General features: G+C 49.5%; 27 protein-coding genes and 1 tRNA gene. 6 read left to right on the forward strand and 22 right to left on the reverse strand.

Annotated features, from left to right (window positions below):
• Positions 1-8: 8 nt before the first annotated feature.
• The 5 genes from ACLUXO_RS02885 to ACLUXO_RS02905 form a co-directional block, all read right to left on the reverse strand.
• On the reverse strand, positions 9-1,064 hold the full coding sequence (locus ACLUXO_RS02885; RefSeq protein ID WP_412136259.1) for a PTS transporter subunit IIC: 1,056 nt from the start codon (positions 1,062-1,064) through the stop codon (positions 9-11).
• Positions 1,051-2,232 carry an aminotransferase class I/II-fold pyridoxal phosphate-dependent enzyme gene (locus ACLUXO_RS02890; protein WP_412136260.1) on the reverse strand — a complete coding sequence of 394 codons (1,182 nt, stop codon included), beginning with the start codon at positions 2,230-2,232 and terminating at the stop codon, positions 1,051-1,053. Before ACLUXO_RS02890 ends, ACLUXO_RS02885 begins: the two co-directional genes overlap by 14 nt.
• A 327-nt stretch (positions 2,233-2,559) precedes the next feature.
• Entirely contained in the window at positions 2,560-2,730 is a 171-nt protein-coding gene (locus ACLUXO_RS02895; protein ID WP_412136261.1) for a hypothetical protein, read from the reverse strand.
• Between the two features lie 120 nt (positions 2,731-2,850).
• Positions 2,851-2,922, reverse strand: a tRNA-Gln gene (locus tag ACLUXO_RS02900).
• 98 nt (positions 2,923-3,020) lie between these two features.
• Entirely contained in the window at positions 3,021-3,512 is a 492-nt protein-coding gene (locus tag ACLUXO_RS02905) for a YbhB/YbcL family Raf kinase inhibitor-like protein (protein WP_412136262.1), read from the reverse strand.
• Between the two features lie 102 nt (positions 3,513-3,614).
• Here ACLUXO_RS02905 and ACLUXO_RS02910 point away from each other — a divergent pair, with 102 nt between their 5' ends.
• Positions 3,615-4,784 carry an MFS transporter gene (locus ACLUXO_RS02910; protein ID WP_412136263.1) on the forward strand — a complete coding sequence of 390 codons (1,170 nt, stop codon included), beginning with the start codon at positions 3,615-3,617 and terminating at the stop codon, positions 4,782-4,784.
• 59 nt (positions 4,785-4,843) lie between these two features.
• Here ACLUXO_RS02910 and ACLUXO_RS02915 read toward each other — a convergent pair whose 3' ends face one another.
• Both ACLUXO_RS02915 and ACLUXO_RS02920 read right to left on the reverse strand, forming a co-directional pair.
• Positions 4,844-5,467, reverse strand: a complete 624-nt coding sequence (locus ACLUXO_RS02915; RefSeq protein WP_412136264.1) for an NUDIX hydrolase N-terminal domain-containing protein — start codon at positions 5,465-5,467, stop codon at positions 4,844-4,846.
• Positions 5,468-5,581: 114 nt separating this feature from the next.
• Positions 5,582-7,210, reverse strand: coding sequence for a peptide ABC transporter substrate-binding protein (locus ACLUXO_RS02920; protein ID WP_412136265.1), 1,629 nt, complete (start codon positions 7,208-7,210; stop codon positions 5,582-5,584).
• Between the two features lie 259 nt (positions 7,211-7,469).
• Between ACLUXO_RS02920 and ACLUXO_RS02925 the strand changes: the two genes are divergently transcribed.
• The 5 genes from ACLUXO_RS02925 (at position 7,470) to ACLUXO_RS02945 (ending at position 9,921) form a co-directional block, all read left to right on the forward strand.
• Entirely contained in the window at positions 7,470-8,012 is a 543-nt protein-coding gene (locus ACLUXO_RS02925; protein WP_412136266.1) for an RNA polymerase sigma factor, read from the forward strand.
• Positions 8,012-8,455: a hypothetical protein gene (locus ACLUXO_RS02930; RefSeq protein ID WP_412136267.1), complete on the forward strand. Its 444-nt coding sequence runs from the start codon at positions 8,012-8,014 to the stop codon at positions 8,453-8,455. Before ACLUXO_RS02925 ends, ACLUXO_RS02930 begins: the two co-directional genes overlap by 1 nt.
• A gap of 74 nt (positions 8,456-8,529) precedes the next feature.
• Positions 8,530-8,952, forward strand: a complete 423-nt coding sequence (locus ACLUXO_RS02935; RefSeq protein ID WP_412136268.1) for a hypothetical protein — start codon at positions 8,530-8,532, stop codon at positions 8,950-8,952.
• A 68-nt stretch (positions 8,953-9,020) separates the two neighbouring features.
• Positions 9,021-9,446 carry a diacylglycerol/lipid kinase family protein gene (locus ACLUXO_RS02940; protein ID WP_412136269.1) on the forward strand — a complete coding sequence of 142 codons (426 nt, stop codon included), beginning with the start codon at positions 9,021-9,023 and terminating at the stop codon, positions 9,444-9,446.
• Complete coding sequence (locus ACLUXO_RS02945) at positions 9,418-9,921, forward strand: diacylglycerol/lipid kinase family protein (RefSeq protein ID WP_412136270.1); 504 nt, start codon at positions 9,418-9,420, stop codon at positions 9,919-9,921. Before ACLUXO_RS02940 ends, ACLUXO_RS02945 begins: the two co-directional genes overlap by 29 nt.
• 111 nt (positions 9,922-10,032) lie before the next feature.
• On the opposite strand, the gene rpsI is transcribed toward ACLUXO_RS02945, so the two are convergent.
• The 15 genes from rpsI to rplO form a co-directional block, all read right to left on the reverse strand.
• A complete protein-coding gene (rpsI, locus tag ACLUXO_RS02950; protein ID WP_154546862.1) occupies positions 10,033-10,428 on the reverse strand; it encodes a 30S ribosomal protein S9 in 396 nt (131 codons plus the stop codon).
• Positions 10,429-10,440: 12 nt separating this feature from the next.
• Positions 10,441-10,884, reverse strand: a complete 444-nt coding sequence (gene rplM, locus ACLUXO_RS02955) for a 50S ribosomal protein L13 (RefSeq protein WP_003613334.1) — start codon at positions 10,882-10,884, stop codon at positions 10,441-10,443.
• 105 nt (positions 10,885-10,989) lie between these two features.
• The gene (gene truA / locus ACLUXO_RS02960; RefSeq protein ID WP_412136271.1) at positions 10,990-11,778 is read right to left on the reverse strand and encodes a tRNA pseudouridine(38-40) synthase TruA; all 789 of its coding nucleotides are present in this window, start codon (positions 11,776-11,778) and stop codon (positions 10,990-10,992) included.
• A complete protein-coding gene (locus ACLUXO_RS02965; RefSeq protein ID WP_412136272.1) occupies positions 11,778-12,575 on the reverse strand; it encodes an energy-coupling factor transporter transmembrane component T family protein in 798 nt (265 codons plus the stop codon). Before ACLUXO_RS02965 ends, truA begins: the two co-directional genes overlap by 1 nt.
• Complete coding sequence (locus ACLUXO_RS02970; RefSeq protein WP_412136273.1) at positions 12,568-13,431, reverse strand: energy-coupling factor transporter ATPase; 864 nt, start codon at positions 13,429-13,431, stop codon at positions 12,568-12,570. Before ACLUXO_RS02970 ends, ACLUXO_RS02965 begins: the two co-directional genes overlap by 8 nt.
• Positions 13,407-14,255 carry an energy-coupling factor ABC transporter ATP-binding protein gene (locus tag ACLUXO_RS02975; RefSeq protein WP_412136274.1) on the reverse strand — a complete coding sequence of 283 codons (849 nt, stop codon included), beginning with the start codon at positions 14,253-14,255 and terminating at the stop codon, positions 13,407-13,409. Before ACLUXO_RS02975 ends, ACLUXO_RS02970 begins: the two co-directional genes overlap by 25 nt.
• A gap of 189 nt (positions 14,256-14,444) precedes the next feature.
• Complete coding sequence (gene rplQ, locus ACLUXO_RS02980; protein WP_002878136.1) at positions 14,445-14,828, reverse strand: 50S ribosomal protein L17; 384 nt, start codon at positions 14,826-14,828, stop codon at positions 14,445-14,447.
• A 23-nt stretch (positions 14,829-14,851) separates the two neighbouring features.
• Positions 14,852-15,790 (reverse strand): DNA-directed RNA polymerase subunit alpha, encoded by a 939-nt coding sequence (locus ACLUXO_RS02985; RefSeq protein ID WP_270447288.1) that lies wholly within the window; start codon positions 15,788-15,790, stop codon positions 14,852-14,854.
• Between the two features lie 43 nt (positions 15,791-15,833).
• Positions 15,834-16,223, reverse strand: a complete 390-nt coding sequence (gene rpsK, locus ACLUXO_RS02990; protein WP_201330222.1) for a 30S ribosomal protein S11 — start codon at positions 16,221-16,223, stop codon at positions 15,834-15,836.
• A gap of 28 nt (positions 16,224-16,251) precedes the next feature.
• A complete protein-coding gene (gene rpsM / locus ACLUXO_RS02995; RefSeq protein WP_003613363.1) occupies positions 16,252-16,602 on the reverse strand; it encodes a 30S ribosomal protein S13 in 351 nt (116 codons plus the stop codon).
• Between the two features lie 25 nt (positions 16,603-16,627).
• Positions 16,628-16,744: a 50S ribosomal protein L36 gene (gene rpmJ / locus ACLUXO_RS03000; RefSeq protein ID WP_002878160.1), complete on the reverse strand. Its 117-nt coding sequence runs from the start codon at positions 16,742-16,744 to the stop codon at positions 16,628-16,630.
• A gap of 14 nt (positions 16,745-16,758) precedes the next feature.
• Positions 16,759-16,980 (reverse strand): translation initiation factor IF-1, encoded by a 222-nt coding sequence (gene infA / locus ACLUXO_RS03005; protein WP_002878178.1) that lies wholly within the window; start codon positions 16,978-16,980, stop codon positions 16,759-16,761.
• 75 nt (positions 16,981-17,055) lie between these two features.
• Positions 17,056-17,709, reverse strand: coding sequence for an adenylate kinase (locus ACLUXO_RS03010; RefSeq protein WP_002878179.1), 654 nt, complete (start codon positions 17,707-17,709; stop codon positions 17,056-17,058).
• A 10-nt stretch (positions 17,710-17,719) separates the two neighbouring features.
• The gene (gene secY / locus ACLUXO_RS03015) at positions 17,720-19,015 is read right to left on the reverse strand and encodes a preprotein translocase subunit SecY (protein ID WP_003620853.1); all 1,296 of its coding nucleotides are present in this window, start codon (positions 19,013-19,015) and stop codon (positions 17,720-17,722) included.
• Positions 19,015-19,455: a 50S ribosomal protein L15 gene (gene rplO, locus ACLUXO_RS03020; protein WP_296227863.1), complete on the reverse strand. Its 441-nt coding sequence runs from the start codon at positions 19,453-19,455 to the stop codon at positions 19,015-19,017. Before rplO ends, secY begins: the two co-directional genes overlap by 1 nt.

The following is a 19,455-nucleotide window of genomic DNA, read 5'->3' on the forward strand; positions in this document are numbered from 1 at the left end:
TTTTTGGCTTAAACTTCCAGGCGCAGGTCTTCTGCCTGGGCAAAGCTCAAGCGGTCGATGAAAAGCCAGCGCATGAAGAAGCCCAAGGCAACTGGGTAAACGACGTAGAGAACAGTCAAAAGGACGATGCTCCCCCAGCCTGGCGTCATCTTGGCGTAAGCCGCCAGGGGCCCGATTAGGCCGCTGAAGCCAAAGCCAGCGGAACTCGGCGTCCCTTGCAGGTTAAAGATGGCGGCCAGAAGACCGGACAAAGCAGACGAAAGCAAGACTGGGACAAAAAGCTTCGGCTTCTCCAGCATGTTGGCCATCTGGATCTTTGGCGTCCCGATGAAGTGGGCCAAGGTGGTCCCCATCCCGTTGACGCTGTAGCTCATGATCCCCAAAGTATAGGCTGCCCCGGTGATGCCCAGGTTAGCGGCCCCGGAGGCAACCCCGGTCAAGCCGATCGCCACCGCGATCCCCACTGAAGAAATCGGCGACACGATCATGGCCGCGAAGGACATCCCGATCAAGACACCCATCAAGAGCGGCTGCAGCTTGGTGAAGGCCATGACGATCATGCCGATAAAGGTAGTCACAGTCTTAACGTATGGCAAGATCAAGAGGCCGATCCCGCCGCCAACGACCAAGACGATGATTGGCAAGAGAATGGTCGTGTAGGAACCAAGTCTGTTGCCAATCAATTTGATCAAGAGGATGGCCAGGGTGATCGTCAAGCCGATGTTGATAACGTCACCAGTCCCGGCGACCATGATCAAGCCATTTTTAAAAGTAACCGCGCCAGACCCGATCATGGCCGCGGCTGCGACCGAACACATCTGGATCATGTTCATCTGGAAGAGGTAGGCCGCGCAGAAGCCGGCCATGGCCGCCAGCAGGCTCTGGGTAAAAGTAGTGATGTTGATGACCGTCTGGGAAAAAGCCGGTGCCACGCCCAAGAGGGCCTTCATCAGCTGGCCTAAAATCGCGGCCGGCACCAGGGCGGCAATAACCCCGAGTCCGATCCCGTTTAAAATGTTCAGCGTGCCTTGCTTAAGGCCGTTTGTTTCTTTACTTTCCGTCATTCTTATTTTCCTCGACAAATTTCTTGATTCTGCTTACGCCTTCTTTAATTTCGTCCAGGGCCGTCGCGTAGGAGAAGCGGAGCCAGCCTTGGCCGCCCTTGGCAAACCAGGAACCGGCACAAACCCCGACATGGGCCTGGTCAGCCAGCTCATAAACGAATTCCGTGTCTTTTTGGTTAAGGCCGGCTGGAATCTTGGCCCAGATATAGAAGGCCCCCTGCGGCTTGATCACTTCAAAGCCGGTTTCCGTCAAAGCCTGGTAGAGGTAGTCCCGGCGCTCCTTGAAGGCGGCCTTCATTTCCCGGGCATCCCTGTCCCCGTTTTTAAAAGCTTCCTCGGCCGCGTCCTGCATTGGGGTCGGTTCAGTCGTGGTGATGAACTGGTGGACCTTGGCCAGCTGGTCAGTGATTTCCTGAGGAGCCGCCATGATCCCGATCCGGTAGCCGGTCATGGCCCAGGACTTGGAGACCCCGTTTAAAACGATGGCCTGGCTTCTAAGGGACTTAGCCATTGAGGCGTGCTCTTGCTCGTAGTTCAGTTCACTGTAGATTTCGTCGCAGAGGACAAAAGTTGGCCGGTCCTTGATCACTGCCGCCAAAGCATCCAGCTCTTCCTGGTTGTACATGACCCCGGTCGGGTTGGTCGGGTAGTTCATGACCAGAATCCGGAGGCGGTCGCCGTATTCGTCAACGGCTGCCTGCAGCTGGTCTGGCGTTAATTTGAAGCCGGTCTGGGAAGTGTCGATCTGGACAACTTCAGCTTTTTCCAAGGCCGCGTCAGCAATATATAAAGGAAAGATCGGGGTTGGCAGGACCATCACGTCGCCTGGGTTGATGATGGCAGACATGACCGTGTAGATAGCTTCCGTTGCCCCGTTAGTGGCGATGATTTCGCTGGGTTCATAGTGCATGTCGTAATGCCGGGCCAGGAAGTCTGCCGCGGCTTTTCTGAGGCCTGGCGTCCCGTTTGAAGGAGCGTAGTGGGAGTGGTTGTCCACGATCCCCTTGATGGCAGCCGTCTTGATATGGTCCGGGGTATTGAAGTCCGGCTCGCCAACCGTGAACTTGACGATGTCCGGGTACTGGCTCGTATACTTGGCAAAATTCAGAATAGCTGAAGACTTTACTTCCGCTACCCCCTGCTTAAAGTGCTTAGTTAAATCAACCATGGTGTCCTCCTTGGCTACCGTAAAAAAAACAAAAAATCGCGGATCAGATGATCCACGATTACCAAAGTCTGCTAATGCGCGTGTTCTTGAAACCGCCGGATCCTGATTCCTGCCGTTTCAAAAAATGCTGAGAAAACTCTTATTATTGAAACTGCAGATGCATGTTCTTGCTTGAAGACTTGCACCCGCAGATGCAAGCTAGTTCCAGTAATAAAAGCTAAAGAATTTCGCGTTCTTGCTGATTAAAGCGTTCATGATTCTTGTCCTCTCTCAACATTTGATGCTCTAACTATATCTTAAAGATAAATTAAAGTCAAGCGCGATATGTTAATTTTCTTCCCAATTTTCAGGATTAGCCAACAGGTCCTGCATGGCCTGCAGGAGGTCACGGCCGACCGTGATTGTTCCGGGCTTAAGGAAGTAGCTCAAGGAAATTTCTTCTTCCAGCTGGCCCAGCAGCTTTTGCATTTTCTCCGCTTCTTGTTCTTTTCCAGCCATCTGCTGCCTCTTTTCTTAAAATCCAATTTTATGACAGAAGTTCTTCTTCATTTTACCAGATTTTTGGCCTGCTTTTTTGGCGCGAAAAAAAGGCCAAGCCTTCCGGCCTGGCCTTGCTTATTGCGTTAGCTGGATTCGAACCAGCGCATGACGGTACCAAAAACCGTTGCCTTACCACTTGGCTATAACGCAATCTTACTTGTGAGCTGATCGCTCAACAAATAATATATTACCTAATTTCCTAGCTTTGGTCAACAGTTTTCGGCAACTTTTTCTAAAAATCTTTTCCCTTAAACCCGGGCCGGCAGGTCGACCTGGCTTTCAGCTAAAACCTTGCCGTCCAAGGCACGCAAGAATTCATTGTAGTAATAAGGCTGCTCCAGGTCCAGTTTCTCGCTTAAAGCGTAGACCCGGAAGCGGTAGTCGTGATCCTTGTCCGGCGGAGTCGGCCCGATATAGCCCGTATGCACTTCTTCTGGATCGGTTAAAAAGCGGGAGACGGTACTGTTGTAACCCTGGGGAGTATCCGTCGTCCGGCTGAAGTCAGCTGGAATTTCGCTGACTGCTGGCACGTCGCTGGCCAGCCAGTGGATCCAGGCAAAGCCGCAGACCGGAATGGAATCATAGTCGACCAAGGACCAGGCCAGGTACTTGGTCCCTTCCGGCAGGTCCGTCAGGGTAAATGGGAAAGACACTACCGGGTTGCCGGCTTCTTTAACGCTAGCATACTTGGCATATTCGTCGGGCAAATAGCCCTTGTCCAATTTAACTTGAATCTGCATGGTTAAACCTGCTTTCTTTACTCAAGACTTACTATACATCATCTTCATTTTAACATTTTTTCTGTTAAACTAATTAACGGTGTATTTTATAGGAGTTTTCGCATGTCACGTTACAAAATTCAAGCCTTTCTCTTCGTTTTCGTAGCCTTCATGTTGGGCTGCAATGAATATATGATCGTCGGCGTTTTGCCGGATATTTCCCGGGAAATAAATGCCTCCCTCAGCAGCTTGGGCTACCTGGTTACCGTTTTTGCCCTGGTTTACGCTGTCGCCACTCCCCTGGTCACTTCCCTGACCAAGTATTTCAAGCGCCACCAGCTCCTCTTCTTTTTGATGGGGATCTTCTTTATCGGCAATACCTGGACGGCCTTGTCTTACAGCTATGTCAGCCTGCTTTTGTCCAGAATCCTGTCTGCCACGACAGCCGGGGCGATTATTTCCCTAATCCTGGTTATTGCCAACTTCGTTGCCCCCTTGGAAAAAAGAGCCTCGCTTCTGTCCTGGATTTTTGCCGGCTTCTCGATTGCTTCCATCATCGGCCTGCCCATCGGGACCTTTATCTCAACCACTTTTTCCTGGCATGCCAGTTTCTGGATGATCTCGCTTCTGACACTCGTAGCCTTTATCCTTTTACTGGTCTTCGTGCCCCGGGACACCCCGCAGAGCCAGTCCAGCAAGGGGAATAAGCAGTTTGCCATCCTGGGCAACCGGCAGATCCAGCTGACCCTCCTGGCGATCATCCTGGTCTGCGCGGCTCAGTATACCTACTATACCTACATCCGGACCTTGATCACCGACTACATGCATTTCCCAAAGAGCTGGCTGAATGTCCTGCTCTTGCTGCTGGGCTTGGCCTTTATTGCCGGCAACAAGACCGGGGGCTTTCTGGCTGACCATGGCGGGATTAAGCGTCTGCCTTTGGTCTTTGGCATCCAGACCGTCCTGCTCTTCCTCTTGGCCCCGCTTTTGCCTCTGTCCTGGCTGGCCTTCCTGTGCATCGTCGGCATCTGCTGCAGCAACAGCATGTACGGGTCTTCCACCCAGGTATATTTCCTGGACCTGGCCGCGGCGGAATATCCGGACTCACTTGACCTTGCTTCCAGCTTCAACTCAATTTTTGCCAATGTTGGCATCTCCCTGGGCTCCTTTACGGCAGCGCAAGCGGCCGGCTTGACCGGGATCGCCAGCACCCCCTACTTTGGCGGGGTCTACAGTTTGCTTAGCTGCCTCTTGATGGTCCTGGTCTGCCGGCAATTAGCTGCTAAGAAGTAAAAACAGGCAAAAGCTGAAAAAATGAATAGATAGCAAAAACTCGCCGTGAGGCGAGTTTTTTAGTCGAATAAAGTTTGCCAGTTGGCATCCCGGTGCGCGGCAAAGCACATCTTCACCTGCTCAGTTGAGTTCTTGTTTTCTGCCAAAGGCGGCAGGTCATCTTCCTTAAACCAGGCTGCCTGGCTGGTTTCGGAGTTGGCCTGGAATTCCCCGCCTAAAGACTGGCAGAGATAATAAATGTCGGTAATCCCGTAAGGGTGGATGGAGCCATGGTGCTTGAAGTGGTCTTGGACAGCGATAATTTTGACCGGTTTAACAGTTAAACCTGACTCTTCCTGGCACTCCTTGACGCAGTTGTCAGCTGGAGACTGGTCGACGTCACACCAACCGCCAGGCAGGGACCAGTGCCCTTCTTTTTCCTGGACCAGGAGAATCTGGTCATCTTTGAAGATTGCCGCCCTGGTCGCGATTTTCGGAGTCTGGTAGCCAATTTCATTGCAAAAGAGCTCTTTGACCTTGTCATAGTTGACCGCGCTTTTTTCCGCCAGCATTTCCGCGGCTATTTCCCGCAGGCGGCTGTAGCGCTCCGTGTCAAAAACATCCTTGCTGTAGGCCAGTCCGGTCTGCCCGATCGCTTGGATTTCCATGGCCCAGTCAATCAATTTGTCGCCTTTTTTCATCATGCCCTCTTTTCCTTTTGCTGTAATTGTTCCTGCCTTAATTATAGTCAAAGGAGAAAATTTTTGCGCAAAAAAGCAGATCCGGAGATCTGCTTTCTTGACTATCTTTAATCCCGATTATTTAACGTAGGCTTCCTTGAAGTCCCAGTTGCCCCGGTTGTAGACCGCGTTCTTGACACTGGTCCGGACCAGCATGACGCTAGTTGAGTAGTAGAGCGGGCAGATACCGGCATCGTTTAAGAGGATGTCTTCAGCCTTGCTCATGTCGCTCCAGCGCTGGCTGGCAGACGTGGTGATCTTGGAGTCAGCAATCAGCTTGTCGTATTCGCTGTTTGACCATTGCCCGTCGTTTTGGCTGTTGCCAGTCGTGAACAGGTCCAGGAAGGAGATTGGGTCAGCGAAGTCGGCGATCCAGTCGATCAAGCCCAGCTGGAAGTTGTGGCTGGCCAGGCGGTTCAGCAGAGTCTTGAATGGCACGCTGTTGACTTCCACCTTAACCTGCGGCAGGGTCGCTTCAATGTTGGACTGGATTGATTCTGCCGTCTTCTTGGCGCTGTCCGTGTCACTGGAGACCAAGGTCAGCTTAATCTTGCTCTTGCCCAGTTCAGCCAGGCCCTTAGCCAGGTACTGCTTGGCCAGCTTCTTGTTGCCGTCCTTCGGGTAGAGGCTCTTGGCGCTGCTGGAGATCAAGCTGGTGTAGTCTTTGCCGTTGACCTTGGTCAAGTCCTTGGAGGTCAAGGTGTTGGCCGGCTGGCTGGCCCCGCCGTCGATGGTGGAAACCAGGCCCCCGCGGTCAATTGCCAGTGACAGGGCCTTGCGGATGTTGGCGTTCTTGACGTATTCGTTGCCACTCTTGCCCTGGCCGAATTCCATGTAGTAGGTCCCGCCTTGCGGCAGCAAGGTGAAGGCCTTATCGCTCTTTAGCTGCTTGATTTGGGAAGAGTCAAGGGAAGTAGCGTCCAGCTTCTTAGCCTGGTAGAGGTTGTAGGAGGTCGTGGTTGACTTTTGTACGCTCCAGTTGATCTGGTTCAGCTTGACCTTGCTCTTGTCCCAGTAGTACTTGTTCTTGACCATCTTCCAAGACAGGTTGGACCCGGTCCAGCCCTTTTGGATGTAAGGACCGTTGTAGACCAGGTACTTGGAAGCTGTCCCGTACTTGGAGCCATACTTCTTAACGGCTTTTTCATTTTGCGGGAAGAAGACCGCGAAGCCCATCAGCTTGTTGAAGTAAGGGATCCGCCGTTCCAGGGTCACGACCAGCTTGTACTTGCCAACCGCTTTGATCCCCAGGCTTGTTGCCGGCTTCTTGCCAGCTACGATCTTGTCAGCATTCTTGATGCCTGAGAAGAGGTATGAGTATTCTGATTCAGTCTTCGGGTTGACTGTCCGCCGCCAGGAGTAGACAAAGTCCTGGGCCGTCACCGGATCCCCGTTGGACCACTTATCGTTCTTTCTCAAGGTAAAGGTGTAAGTTTTACCGTCTTTGGAAACTTTTTCAGAGGTTGCCAGGCCGGGAGTAATCTTTGAGTCCTTGCCCAGGCGGTACAAGCCTTCAAAGGTATTGGAAATCTGGGTAAAGGATACTGAGTCGGTCGCCTTGGACAAGTCCATGGTTGGAATTTCCGCGCTAGTCGTCCAGTTTAAAACCTGCTTAGTACTTGAGCTAGCCTTTGAGCTCCCGCAGGCTGACAAGCTTGCCGCTGCTAGGACGACCCCGGCGCCTATGACGATCTTAGATATTTTCATTAAAAATCCCTGCTTTCCATTTTTTCTTGCTTGTGCTGTTCTTTTTATGCTTGTTCGTTTCTAAGATTTAATTAATTATATTTTCATTTTTTCGGTTTTACAAGTTAAAGTAACGGTATAGGCCAAAATTGTTATAATCTTAACGTCAGCCTTTTCACCAGTTAATAATCAAAAGTAAAGTAGCTTTTTGACTTAATCTTTTTAACATGGGAAATTCAGCAAAAAATTTGGTCTATTTTTTTGAAAAAGTTGAAGACATTTGGCAACTTTTTCCGTTATATTCAGTAGCAGGAGGAGGCGAAAGAAAATTAACGATCAAGAAAACCTGGCACGGCTTTTAAAGCTTTACCAAAAGCTGGTGTTTTCTCTTTGCTTAAAAATCACGCATGACTACTTTGCGGCTGACGGTCTGACCCAGGAAACCTTTTTAACTGCCTATCAAAAATGGAGTCAATTTGACGGGCAAAACGAAAAGGCCTGGCTCTGCCGGATCGCCAGCAATAAGGCAATTGACTATCTCAGAAAGCAAAAGCCTGCCGCGGATCTTGACCAAGTGGCTGAGCCAGCAGACAGGCAAACGCCCCTAGACCAGGTCTTGAACCAGGAGCTAATGGAGGAGCTCCAGGAGGCGGTTAAAAAGTTGCCAGACTCGCTTAAAGGCGATGCTGAGCTCTACTTTTTAATGGGGAAAAAGACCAAGGAAATTGCCAAAGAGCATGGAAAACCGCTTAAAACCGTCCAGACTCATATTTACCGGGCAAGAGAACTATTAAAAAATCAGCTGGAAAGGAGGCAGCCCTGATGAAAGAGAGTCAACTAGAAAAACAGGAAGAGAAAGAGAATGAAAAACAAGCAGAATTCGCCTATCTGACTGATAGCGAATTGGCCGAGTTAATTAACGCAGCCGAAAGGGATTTAGTCACGCCGCCCCCTGACCTGGCTGACCAGGTCCTGGCCCAGGCTAAAGAAAGCGAAACTGAAAAGATAAAAGAAAAAACAGCCAAGAAGACTATCAGCTTAGCCCACTATCAGCGGATCAAGGTCCAGATCATCGCCGCCTGTGCGGCCGCCTGCCTCTTGCTCTTAGCTGGGCAGTTCCTGCCAAAGAACTGGCAAAATAGCCTTGAATTTTTGGAGTCAGACAAGATCTCGCAGATTGCCAAGCAAAATCAGTTCACTAAAAAGCTGAACAGCACCCGCATCAATCTGCCAGATGAAAAAGTAAAAACAGAAAGAAGTAAGTAACAATGCACTTTAGTCATCGTAAAAAAAGCGAAGTTTTAGAATTTTTTACCTCATTCATCCCCGGAGCCACTGAGATGTACATGGGCTTCATGAAGAGCGGCTTCAGCTTAATGCTGGTCTTCTTCACGGTCTTGATCATCCCAACCTTGATCAGCCTGCCCACCCTCTTCATGAGCTTTTCCCTCTTGGTTTGGTTCTTTTCCTTCTTCCACGCCCGCAACCTGATTTCCTGCCCGGACGAGGAATTTGACAAGCAAGAAGACAAGTTCATTTGGGAAGAGCTTTTCCCAACCCTGACTCTCAACAAGCACGTCTTGACCTGGAGCGGGGCCTTCTTCATCCTGGTGGGCCTTGACGCCATCCTTAATTCTGCTGGCGACGGCGGCTACTTTGGGGACTACTACAACGACACCGCCACCAATATTTTGGGTGCCATCATGGTCATCATCCTCGGCGTCTACTTGATCCGTCAAGCGAAAAAGCACGTCGAAAAATAATCAAAAAACAAGAAAACAAAATACGTTATAATAAATACATTGGATTAATTTCGCGTGAGGTTAAGAAGATGTATTTTATTATTGCCAATCCGGCCGCCCAGTCCGGGCAAAACGACAACCACATTATTAAAAAGCTGGAAGCAGCCTTAGAAGCAGCCCACAAGCCCTACTTTACCTGTTTTTCGGCTAGGACCAGCTATATCCGCAACTTCATCAAGCAATTTGGACAAAAAGAAGAAGTCACCCTGGTGGCCGTTGGGGGAGACGGCACCATCAACGGCGTGGTCAACGCAATTGAGGATTTTAGCAAAGTAAAATTCGCCTTCTTGCCGATTGGGTCCAGCAACGACTTGGCCCGTGGCCTAGGCATCAAGAATATCCAAAAAGATCCTAGCCAAGACGACAACATTCAAAAGATCACTGAAGGCAAGATTCTCAGGCAGATGGACCTGGGCGAATTAACCTATGATGATACCTGCCGGGGTTGGCTTTGATGCGGCGGTTTGCTATGAAGTTAACCGGTCCAAGTTCAAGAACTTTTTTAACTCCTTCAACCAGGGCCGGCTGAGCTACGGGACCATTGCTTTAAGAGAACTCGCCACCATCCCCAAAGTCCAGGCAAAGGTAACCTTGGACAATGGCGAAAGCATCAAGATGATCTTCGCCGCCTGCATGAACACCGCCTATGAAGGCGGCGGCTTCCGCTTTGCGCCTGATGCCGACGGCAACAGCGACAAGCTCAGCCTGGCAGCGATTAGCGACTTGAACCTCGCGCAAATTTTGCCCAAATTTCCGGCTGCTTATGTCGGGAAATACTACCACTTTAAGGGCGTCCACCATGGCCAGGGCCAGCAGATTCATATTGAACTGAGTCAGCCGCTCTGGGTCCATACCGACGGCGAGGTAACACGGAAGAGCCAGGCGGTAACGATTAGCTGCCTTCCCCACTGCTTAAATTTGATCATGTAAAAAGACTATTTCCTAGGAAATAGTCTTTTTCTTGCTATTCAATTTTTGGCATCAAAAAAGCGCCATCCCTTGCGGGACAACGCTTTTGGAAGGCAAAACGCAATCGAAAGATTAACGCTTTGAGAATTGTGAAGCCTTGCGGGCCTTCTTCAGACCTGGCTTCTTTCTTTCCTTCATTCTTGGGTCACGAGTCAAGAAGCCAGCCTTCTTCAGTGGACCACGGAAGTCTGGGTCTACTTCAAGAAGGGCACGGGCGATACCATGACGGATCGCACCGGCTTGACCTGAGAAACCACCACCGTTAACGTTAACGATAACGTCGTATTGGCCTTCAGTTTCAGTCAAAGTCAAAGGTTGCTTAAGGTCCTTAACCAAGATTGGCAATGGAATGTAGTCAGCAACATCCTTGTTGTTAACAGTGATCTTACCATCGCCTGGTACTAAACGAACGCGAGCTACGGCGTCCTTACGACGACCAGTACCTGCATATGCAGCTTGTTGTGCCATCTAAACTACCTCCTAGATCAAATTGTTAATGTCTAACTTTTCAGGCTTTTGCGCTTCGTGCTTGTGTTCTTCACCAGCATAAACGTGCATCTTCAAGAATTCTTGGTGGCCAAGAGTGTTCTTTGGAAGCATACCCTTAACTGACAATTCAACCAATTTAACAGGGTTCTTGGCAAGCAATTCGCCAGCTGATACAGACTTCAAGCCGCCACGGTATTCTGAGTGGTGGTAGTAGATCTTGTCAGTTGCCTTCTTACCAGTCAGCTTCAACTTAGAAGCGTTAACGATGATGACGTTGTCACCAGTGTCAACGTTTGGGGTAAATTGAGGCTTGTTCTTACCTCTAAGGATAGTAGCAACAGCAGTTGAAAGACGACCCAATGAAACATCAGTAGCGTCAATCAAGTACCACTTACGTTCAATTTCACTAGTCTTTGCTAATGGTGTAGTACGCAATGTAAATTCCTCCGTTTAATTCGTAGTTTGAATACAATAAGTTTCCGGGGCCTATCGTGGACAAACATACTCTTATATCATATGTCCTAAATACCAAAATGTCAATTATAAATCAAGGTCGAGCCGATATTTTCTTGGCACTTCCTCGTAAAAGACATGGTAGAGGTACAAGCCGCTGGCCTGGGCGGTCTGCTGGACCTCCAGCCGGTTCTTGGCCGCGATCACCCGCTTTAAGTCGTGCACCGGCCGGCGGCCATTGCCGATCTCCAGCAAGGTGGCCACCAGGATCCGGACCATGTTATACAAAAAGCCGGTCGCGATAAAGTCCATGATCACTTCGTTGTTTTCTTCATCCAAGGCCACGTTGACATAGTACATGTCCCGGACTTTATCCTCAATCTGCCCGCCGCTGGCCGCGAAACTGGTAAAATCATGCCGGCCCAGGAGGTCCTTGGCGGCTTCTTGCATCTTTTCCACATCTACCGGATATGGATAATGTCCTGTGTAAAAACGCTTAAAGGGGTTTACGAAGCCATCCAGGCTGACCCGGTAGCGGTACCACTTCCCCTTGACGGAAAAGCGGGAGTGGAAATCTTTATCCACAATTTCACAGTCAGTAAAAACCATATCCATCGGCAGCTGGGAATTTAGGGCCTTGATCATGTTGCCTGCCGGAATTTCCCGGCCTGGATAGTCAAAGTGGATTACCTGCCCGACTGAGTGGACTCCGGCATCCGTCCGGCCTGACCCGAAGACCCGGACCTCCTGGCCCTTAGTCATCCGCTTGAGGATCTCCTCTACCGTCCCTTGAATCGTTCTTTGCCCCGGCTGGGACTGGAAGCCATGAAATTCATGGCCGTCATAGGACAATGTCAATTTGTATCTGCTCGTCATCAATGCATCCTTGTCGTGATCATCAAAATTGTCAACAGCAGGCAGTAAACAGCCGGAATCAAGTCCACCTTGCTCCATTCCAGGATCCGGTAGCGGGTCCGGCCTTCACTGCCCTTGTAGCCCCGGGATTCCATGGCCGTGGACAAGTCCAGGGCCACTTCCAGAGAATCGATAAAAAGCGGCACCAGCATCGGGACCACTGACTTGGCCCGCTTAACCAGGCCACCGTCGTTAAAGTCGGCGCCCCGGGACCGCTGGGCATTCATGATCTTGACCGTCTGATCAAACAAGGTCGGCACGAAGCGCAGGGCGATCGAAATCACCAGACTGATCATGCCCACGTTGACCTTGAAGAGCTTGAGCGGCGTCAGCATCCATTCCATGGCATCCGCGATTTCCAGGGGCTTGGTCGTCACCGTCATCACCGTTGATACCAGAATAATCATGGCAAAACGGATGAAGACGTACAAACCATTGATCAAGCCCTCACTGGACAGGGTAAATATCCACCAGTGCCAGTAGACTTTTCCACCGGCCATGAAGAAGGTCTGCAGAAGTGAGGTAAAAACAATCAGCCAGATCATTGGCTTGACCCCGTCCCAAAAGACTCTGGCCTTCAGTCCCGTCGCGAAAACGCAGGCCAGGCCAAAGACGCTGATCACCAGATAGCTGACCCAGTTGTTGGCCAGGAAGATCATGATGATAAAGTAAAAAGTCGTCAGCAGCTTGGCCCGGGGGTCTACCCGGTAGACAAAGGTCGTCCCCGGCAGGTAGCGGCCGATAATAATCTTACTCATGCTCTCCCCCCTTCAAGCTTTGGCTAATCGCGTCCGCCAGTTCCGGCATGGTCAAAGGCTGGCCCGGCAGCTTTAAGCCGGCTGCCGCAAGTTTTGCGGCAAAACGGGCGCTACGGGGTTCAGCCAGATGGTGCTTTTGCAGCCATTCACTGTCTTTGAAGACTTCCTTAGGGCTGGCATGCTTGATCAAGCGGCCATGCTCCAAAACCAGGACGTCGTCGGCGTAATCTGCCACGTCATCCATGTTGTGGGTTACCAAAATCACCGTATGCCCGGCTGCCTGGTAGTCCTTAAACAGCTGCATCATTTCCAGCCGCCCCATTGGGTCCAGGCCAGCTGCCGGCTCATCTAAACAGATGATCTCCGGCTCATAGGCCAAAACCCCAGCCAGGGCCACCCGCCGCATCTGCCCGCCGGACAGGTCAAACGGCGAATGCTCAATCAAGTCATCTTTCAGACCCACCTTTTTAAGCCATTTTAAAGCCGCCTCTCGGGCCTCATCTTCACTGAAGCCAAAGTTCCTTGGCCCATACTCAACGTCCTTTAAAACCGTGTTTTCAAAGAGCTGGGCCTCTGGAAACTGAAAGGCCAGGCTCACCTTGCGGCGCAGGTCCTTCAAGCCCTTATTGCCAGTCTCCGGGGTAATAGTGTAGCCCGCGATTTCGATCTTGCCGCTGTTGGGCTTTAACAGCGCGTTAAAGTGCTGCATCAAGGTCGACTTGCCGCTGCCCGTATGGCCAACCAGAGCGATAAACTTCCCCTCTTCCAGGCTGAAATTCAGCTGGTCCAGGCCGATCGCCTCCAGCGGTGAGCCAGGGCTGTAGACATAACTTACATTTTCGAATTTAATTGCCATAAGCTCTGAACCAACTTTTCCTCATCATCAATTTCATCCGGGAGCACAATCCCCCGTTCCTTCAAGAGCTGCTTGAGCCGGTAGACAAAGGGAATATCCAGGCCGATCCGCTCCAGCATCTCCACCTTGGAAAAAATTTCCTCCGGCTTGCCCTGGTCTAGCAGCTGGCCGTCGTCTAAAACCAAAACCTGGTCAGCCCCTGCAGCTTCTTCCAGGTCGTGGGTGATGGAAATAACCGTCAAGTTATTGTCTTCCTTGATCTTCCGGACCAGGTCCAAGATCTGCTCCTTGCCTTCCGGGTCCAACATGGAGGTCGATTCATCCAGGATGATGACCTGGGGCTTGACCGCCAGGATGCCGGCGATCGCTACGCGCTGTTTCTGCCCCCCTGAGAGGTTGCTGGGCTCGCTGTCAGCATAATCAGCCATACCAACGTCAGCGACCGCCTGAGCGACGATTTTCAGCATTTCCGGCCGGGGCACTGCCCGGTTCTCCAAGCCAAAAGCAACATCGTCACTGACCGTGGCCCCGACAAACTGGTTGTCAGGATTCTGGAAGACAATGCCGACCTTCTCTCTGACTTCCCAAACCGAGTCAGCCCCCAGCTTGACCCCGTCAACTGTAATAGAGGACTTATCCAAATCATCTGGGGCCAGCAGGCCATTGATCAATTTAGAGACCGTTGACTTGCCGCTGCCGTTATGCCCGATCAGGGCCGTCCAGCTTCCCCGCTCAATCGCAAAAGAGAGGTCAGACACAGCTGGCCGCGGGCTGTCCGGGTAAGTAAAAGTCACATGGTCAAAAGAAATAATATTGTCGCTCATCGCGTCACCACCTATTTGCTCATTTCCTTCTATTGTATCAAGCCAGGGTAAAAAAGCGCAAAAAAAAATCATCCATGAAGAGGGATGATATCGAACCATCTAAGCTAGACTAAGGTTTCCCCATCATCATCGCGCTTATTCTCGCTTTCATGAATAATTTCAAAAAGTATTAAATTTGCAGCTTGAGAATTAAACCAATTCCAAAACTACCATAGGAGCTGCGTCACCCTTACGAGGAACTGCCAGCTTCATGATCCGGGTGTAACCACCGTTACGGTCCTTGTAACGAGGAGCTACGTCGCTGAAGAGCTTTTGAAGTGCTGACTTAACAACTACTTCGTCGCCTTCTTCGTGGATATCAGCGATTTCGTTACGTACAAAAGCAGCAGCCTTTCTTCTTGCAGCCAAGTCACCGCGCTTGCCCAAAGTGATCATCTTTTCAGCAGTACGACGTACTTCCTTAGCGCGAGCTTCAGTAGTGACGATGCGTTCGTTAATGATCAATTGGGTAGTCATTTCACGGAGCATAGCTTTTCTTTGACTACTGTCCCAACCTAATTTACGGTATGACATTAATGTGCCTCCTTTATTACAGACTAGTCTTCTTGACGAAGTGAAAGACCCAGGTCTGCCAATTTATTCTTAACTTCTTCCAATGATTTACGTCCCAGGTTGCGTACCCGCATCATTTCTGCTTCTGACTTAACAGTCAAGTCTTGCAGGGTGTTGATGCCAGCCCGCTTCAAGCAGTTGTATGAACGAACTGAAAGGTCCAAGTCCTCGATAGTCATTTCGAGCTTCTTTTCCTTTTGGTCGTTCTCCTGTTCTACCATAACTTCACCGATTTCGGCAGCAGCGTCAGCTGATTCGAAGGCCTTGAAGTGTTCGACCAGAACACGGGCGGCAAAGTTGAGGGCGTCATTCGGAGCGATTGAACCATTTGTCCAAATTTCCAGGGTAAGCTTGTCAAAGTCTTCTCTCTTACCAACCCGGGTTGATTCAACTTGGTAGTTGACCTTTTCGATTGGTGAGAAAAGTGAGTCAACTGGAATGTCGCCGATGGACATTTCAGCAGTCTTGTTTTCGCTGGCTGGTACGTAGCCCCGGCCGTTGCAGACATCAATCCACATGTGCAGGTGGCCACCTTGAGCGATGGTACAAATGTATTGGTCAGGATTCAAGACTTCAACATCAGCATCAGCCTTCAAATCTTCAGCAGTTACCGTAGCTGGACCTTCAACGTCGAGTTCGATCGTCTTTACTTCTTCAGTGTAGGCTCTGAGTTCAAGCTTCTTCAGGTTCAAGATGATCTTGGTTACGTCTTCTTTAACACCGGGAACAGTAGTGAATTCGTGCAAGACACCATCGATCTTCACCTTCACCAAACCGGTCCCTGGAACAGAAGTCAGCAAAACCCGACGCAGTGAATTACCTAAGGTAGTACCAAACCCACGCTCCAGCGGTTCAACGACAAACTTACCGTAACTGTCTTCTTGATCCACGACGGTAATATTTGGTTTTTTAAATTCAATCATTACTGGGCCCCTTTCAAAACGCACGTCTCAAAGTAAGATTTTATTAAACACGACGACGCTTTGGTGGTCTAGAACCGTTGTGAGGTACTGGAGTAACGTCACGGATTGAAGTGATTTCCAGACCAGCAGCTTGCAGAGCACGGATTGCTGATTCACGACCAGAACCTGGGCCCTTAACTGATACTTCGATGTGGTTCATACCTTGGTCAATTGCGCTCTTAGCAGCAGCTTCAGCAGCCATTTGCGCAGCAAATGGAGTAGACTTACGGCTACCCTTGAAACCCAAAGCACCAGCTGAAGACCAGGCAACGGCGTTACCTTGAACGTCAGTAATCATAACTAAAGTGTTGTTAAACGTTGAGTGAATGTGAGCCACGCCACTTTCAACGTGCTTCTTCACACGACGCTTACGAGCAGTTTTCTTTGCAGGCATCAATAAACCTCCTTATATTATTTTTGGATTAACGGCTTCTCTTAGCACCCTTACGAGTACGTGCGTTGTTCTTGGTGTTTTGACCACGAACTGGAAGACCGCGACGGTGACGGATACCACGGTATGAACCGATATCAACAAGACGCTTAATGTTCATGCTTACTTCACGACGCAAGTCACCTTCAACACGGTACTTGTCGACTTCTGCACGAAGCTTTTCTTGTTGTTCTGGGGTCAAGTCCTTTGAACGAACGTCTTCAGATACACCGGCTGCTGCACAGATTTCTTGTGCAGTGTGTTCACCGATACCGTAAATGTAAGTTAAAGCGATAACAACTCTTTTATCTCTTGGTAAGTCAACACCAGCGATACGTGCCATAGAATGCACCTCCTACTTTCTAAAATTAACCTTGACGTTGCTTGTGCTTTGGATTTGCAGGGCAAATAACCATAACACGACCATGTCTCTTAATGACCTTGCAATGTTCGCACATTGGCTTAACAGATGGTCTAACCTTCATGTTTGCCTCCGTTTTTATTTAATAAACCGATACGTAATTCTACCTTTAGTCAAGTCATATGGAGACAGCTCCACAGTGACCCGGTCGCCAGGCAGGATCCGAATGTAGTGCATTCTGATCTTGCCGGAAACGTGAGCCAAAATAGTGGCACCGTTTTCCAATTCGACTTTAAACATAGCATTAGGTAAGGTATCAACTACCTTACCTTCTACTTCAATGACATCATCTTTTGCCAAAGTTGCCCCTCCGCAATCAAAACAGTCATACTTCGAAATTATAACACGTTCGAAAAAATTTGCAAATTCTTTTGGCTAATCCTTGCTCAGGATAGCGTCGATATCTGCAAAAACTTTTTCAGGTGCTTGTTCGCCGTTTACAGTAGCGAGCAAGCCCTTCTTGTCATAGTACTCCTTCAATGGAGCGTTCATCTTTTCGTTAACTTCCAGCCGGTTCTTGACAACTTCAGGCTTGTCGTCTTCACGTTGATAGAACTCGTGGCCGCCGCAGCGGTCGCAAGTCCCTTCGACCTTAGGCTTCTTTGAGAACTTGTTGTAAGTTGCGCCGCAATTCTTGCACATGAACCGTGCAGATAAACGATCGATTAAAGTCTCTTCCTTGACATCGATTGCGATGACGTTGGTCAGCTGCTTGTTCAAGCGGGTAGTGATTTCGTCGAGCAATTCTGCCTGGTTAGTCGTTCTCGGGAAACCGTCAAGAATGAAACCATTCTTAACGTCGTCTTGACCGAGACGTTCTTCAACCAACTTAGCAGTTACTTCGTCTGGAACCAAATCGCCCTTGTCGATGTAAGACTTGGCTTCCAAGCCTACTGGAGTCTTGTTAGCCATAGCTTCTCTAAACATATCACCGGTTGAAATGTGAGCCAAGTGATACTTGTCAACGATTTGTTCAGATGCAGTACCCTTGCCTGCGCCTGGCAGACCAAGAAGAATCAAATTAATCATATTTTTTCACCTATCTAATAAATCCGGCATATTCACGCTTCATCAACAAACCGTTGATTTGCCGTGACAATTCCAGAACAACCCCGATAACGATCAACAAGCTGGTCCCACCCAAGCCAATTGAACTTGGCAGGTCCCAGATGTTGGTTGCAAGCTGTGGAAGCAAAGCAACCAAACCCAGATATACGGACCCGACCGTTGAAAGCTTCAGCAACATTGAACTCATATATTTCTCAGTGTCCTTACCTGGCCACACGCTAGGAATATATGCACCCTGCTTTTGTAAGTTTTCCGCCAGCTTCTCAGGATTTACCTGAACGAAGGCATAGAAGAAAGTAAATAGAATGATCAAAAGGGTGTAGATAATTGCACCAGGGGTCGTCTGCAAGCTAAAGATATTCGATAAGACCTGATACCAAGTCGTGTCGCCGTACTTGCCTTGGAAAGCCATCAAAATCGTGGCTGGCGTAACGATGAACGAACTGGCGAAGATAACTGGAATAACGCCGGAGACGTTAACCTTTAATGGTAGAAAACTTTCTGATCCACTGGTCGTCGCTCTTCTCGTATATTGGATCGGAATACGACGATCAGCTTGTTCAACCCAGGTAACGAATTTCGTTACCAATAAAATTGCGACAATAAGCGCAACGAAGAACGCAACTCCTTGCCAGCGATCACTTGCACTGTTGTTGATCACCTGATCTTGGAAGACTTGGTAAAGTCCGCCTGGCAGGCGGGCAATGATCCCAGCAAAGATAATTACTGAAACCCCATTGCCTAAACCCTTATCGGTAATTTCATCACCCAGCCAAGTTAACAGGAAGGTACCAGCTGTCATGATCATACCGATTTCGAAGTAGGTTTGCCAAGTTTGAGTCTTAACCAGACCGAAGGAAGACAAGGCGTTAAAACCTAATGTAATCCCCACACTCTGGACAAAAGCAACAAACAGCGTTAAATACCGGGTAACCTGGTTGGTTTTGCGCCGGCCAACTTCCCCTTGCTTGCCCCATTCGACAAGCGTTGGTACGATGTCCATCTGCAACAGTTGGATAACGATTTGCGCAGTGATGTATGGTGATACCCCCAATGAGAAGATAGAGTAGTTGTCCAAGCCACCACCGGAAACCGTATCTAATACGGAAACAAGTCCCGTATTAGCAACTGTCGTCAGAGCCTTCGCATTTATCCCCGGAACTGTAATATTTGCACCGAGTCGGTAAATTACAAGGATAAACAAAGTATAGAAAAGCTTATTTCTAATTTCCTTATCCTTGAAGGCGTTCTTCAAGGTTGAAAACATTAGATCACCTCTACAGTGCCACCAGCTGCTTCGATCGCGCTCTTAGCAGCTTCAGAAACCTTGTTAACCTTTACAGTCAACTTAACGTTCAATTCGCCGTTGCCAAGTACCTTGACACCTGACAATTGCTTCTTAACCAAGCCCTTAGCCTTCAAAGCTTCGAAGTCAACTACGCTGCCTTCTTCGAACTTGTTCAAATCTGCAAGGTTAACGATTGCGTATTCCTTGCGGTTGATGTTCTTGAAACCACGCTTAGGCATAGTTCTGAACAATGGCATTTGACCACCTTCAAAACCTAAACGGGTGTTACCGCCGGAACGTGCGTGTTGACCCTTTTGACCACGACCTGAAGTCTTACCGAAGCCACTTGAAGTACCACGGCCGACACGCTTTCTAGCGTGGCGTGAACCTTCGGATGGGTGTAATTCATTAAGTTTCAT

The organism is Lactobacillus delbrueckii subsp. bulgaricus, assembly GCF_046938665.1.
Classification (GTDB): Bacteria; Bacillota; Bacilli; order Lactobacillales; family Lactobacillaceae; genus Lactobacillus; species Lactobacillus delbrueckii_C.

Bases quoted from the DNA above. Each gene is read 5' to 3' on its own strand.
- ACLUXO_RS02885 (WP_412136259.1), bottom strand. From the start codon at position 1,064: ATGACGGAAAGTAAAGAAACAAACGGCCTTAAGCAAGGCACGCTGAAC.
- ACLUXO_RS02890 (WP_412136260.1), bottom strand. From the start codon at position 2,232: ATGGTTGATTTAACTAAGCACTTTAAGCAGGGGGTAGCGGAAGTAAAG.
- ACLUXO_RS02895 (WP_412136261.1), bottom strand. From the start codon at position 2,730: ATGGCTGGAAAAGAACAAGAAGCGGAGAAAATGCAAAAGCTGCTGGGC.
- ACLUXO_RS02905 (WP_412136262.1), bottom strand. From the start codon at position 3,512: ATGCAGATTCAAGTTAAATTGGACAAGGGCTATTTGCCCGACGAATAT.
- ACLUXO_RS02910 (WP_412136263.1), top strand. From the start codon at position 3,615: ATGTCACGTTACAAAATTCAAGCCTTTCTCTTCGTTTTCGTAGCCTTC.
- ACLUXO_RS02915 (WP_412136264.1), bottom strand. From the start codon at position 5,467: ATGATGAAAAAAGGCGACAAATTGATTGACTGGGCCATGGAAATCCAA.
- ACLUXO_RS02920 (WP_412136265.1), bottom strand. From the start codon at position 7,210: ATGAAAATATCTAAGATCGTCATAGGCGCCGGGGTCGTCCTAGCAGCG.
- ACLUXO_RS02930 (WP_412136267.1), top strand. From the start codon at position 8,012: ATGAAAGAGAGTCAACTAGAAAAACAGGAAGAGAAAGAGAATGAAAAA.
- ACLUXO_RS02935 (WP_412136268.1), top strand. From the start codon at position 8,530: ATGTACATGGGCTTCATGAAGAGCGGCTTCAGCTTAATGCTGGTCTTC.
- ACLUXO_RS02940 (WP_412136269.1), top strand. From the start codon at position 9,021: ATGTATTTTATTATTGCCAATCCGGCCGCCCAGTCCGGGCAAAACGAC.
- ACLUXO_RS02945 (WP_412136270.1), top strand. From the start codon at position 9,418: ATGATGATACCTGCCGGGGTTGGCTTTGATGCGGCGGTTTGCTATGAA.
- rpsI (WP_154546862.1), bottom strand. From the start codon at position 10,428: ATGGCACAACAAGCTGCATATGCAGGTACTGGTCGTCGTAAGGACGCC.
- truA (WP_412136271.1), bottom strand. From the start codon at position 11,778: ATGACGAGCAGATACAAATTGACATTGTCCTATGACGGCCATGAATTT.
- ACLUXO_RS02965 (WP_412136272.1), bottom strand. From the start codon at position 12,575: ATGAGTAAGATTATTATCGGCCGCTACCTGCCGGGGACGACCTTTGTC.
- ACLUXO_RS02970 (WP_412136273.1), bottom strand. From the start codon at position 13,431: ATGGCAATTAAATTCGAAAATGTAAGTTATGTCTACAGCCCTGGCTCA.
- ACLUXO_RS02975 (WP_412136274.1), bottom strand. From the start codon at position 14,255: ATGAGCGACAATATTATTTCTTTTGACCATGTGACTTTTACTTACCCG.
- rplQ (WP_002878136.1), bottom strand. From the start codon at position 14,828: ATGTCATACCGTAAATTAGGTTGGGACAGTAGTCAAAGAAAAGCTATG.
- ACLUXO_RS02985 (WP_270447288.1), bottom strand. From the start codon at position 15,790: ATGATTGAATTTAAAAAACCAAATATTACCGTCGTGGATCAAGAAGAC.
- rpsK (WP_201330222.1), bottom strand. From the start codon at position 16,223: ATGCCTGCAAAGAAAACTGCTCGTAAGCGTCGTGTGAAGAAGCACGTT.
- rpsM (WP_003613363.1), bottom strand. From the start codon at position 16,602: ATGGCACGTATCGCTGGTGTTGACTTACCAAGAGATAAAAGAGTTGTT.
- rpmJ (WP_002878160.1), bottom strand. From the start codon at position 16,744: ATGAAGGTTAGACCATCTGTTAAGCCAATGTGCGAACATTGCAAGGTC.
- ACLUXO_RS03010 (WP_002878179.1), bottom strand. From the start codon at position 17,709: ATGATTAATTTGATTCTTCTTGGTCTGCCAGGCGCAGGCAAGGGTACT.
- secY (WP_003620853.1), bottom strand. From the start codon at position 19,015: ATGTTTTCAACCTTGAAGAACGCCTTCAAGGATAAGGAAATTAGAAAT.
- rplO (WP_296227863.1), bottom strand. From the start codon at position 19,455: ATGAAACTTAATGAATTACACCCATCCGAAGGTTCACGCCACGCTAGA.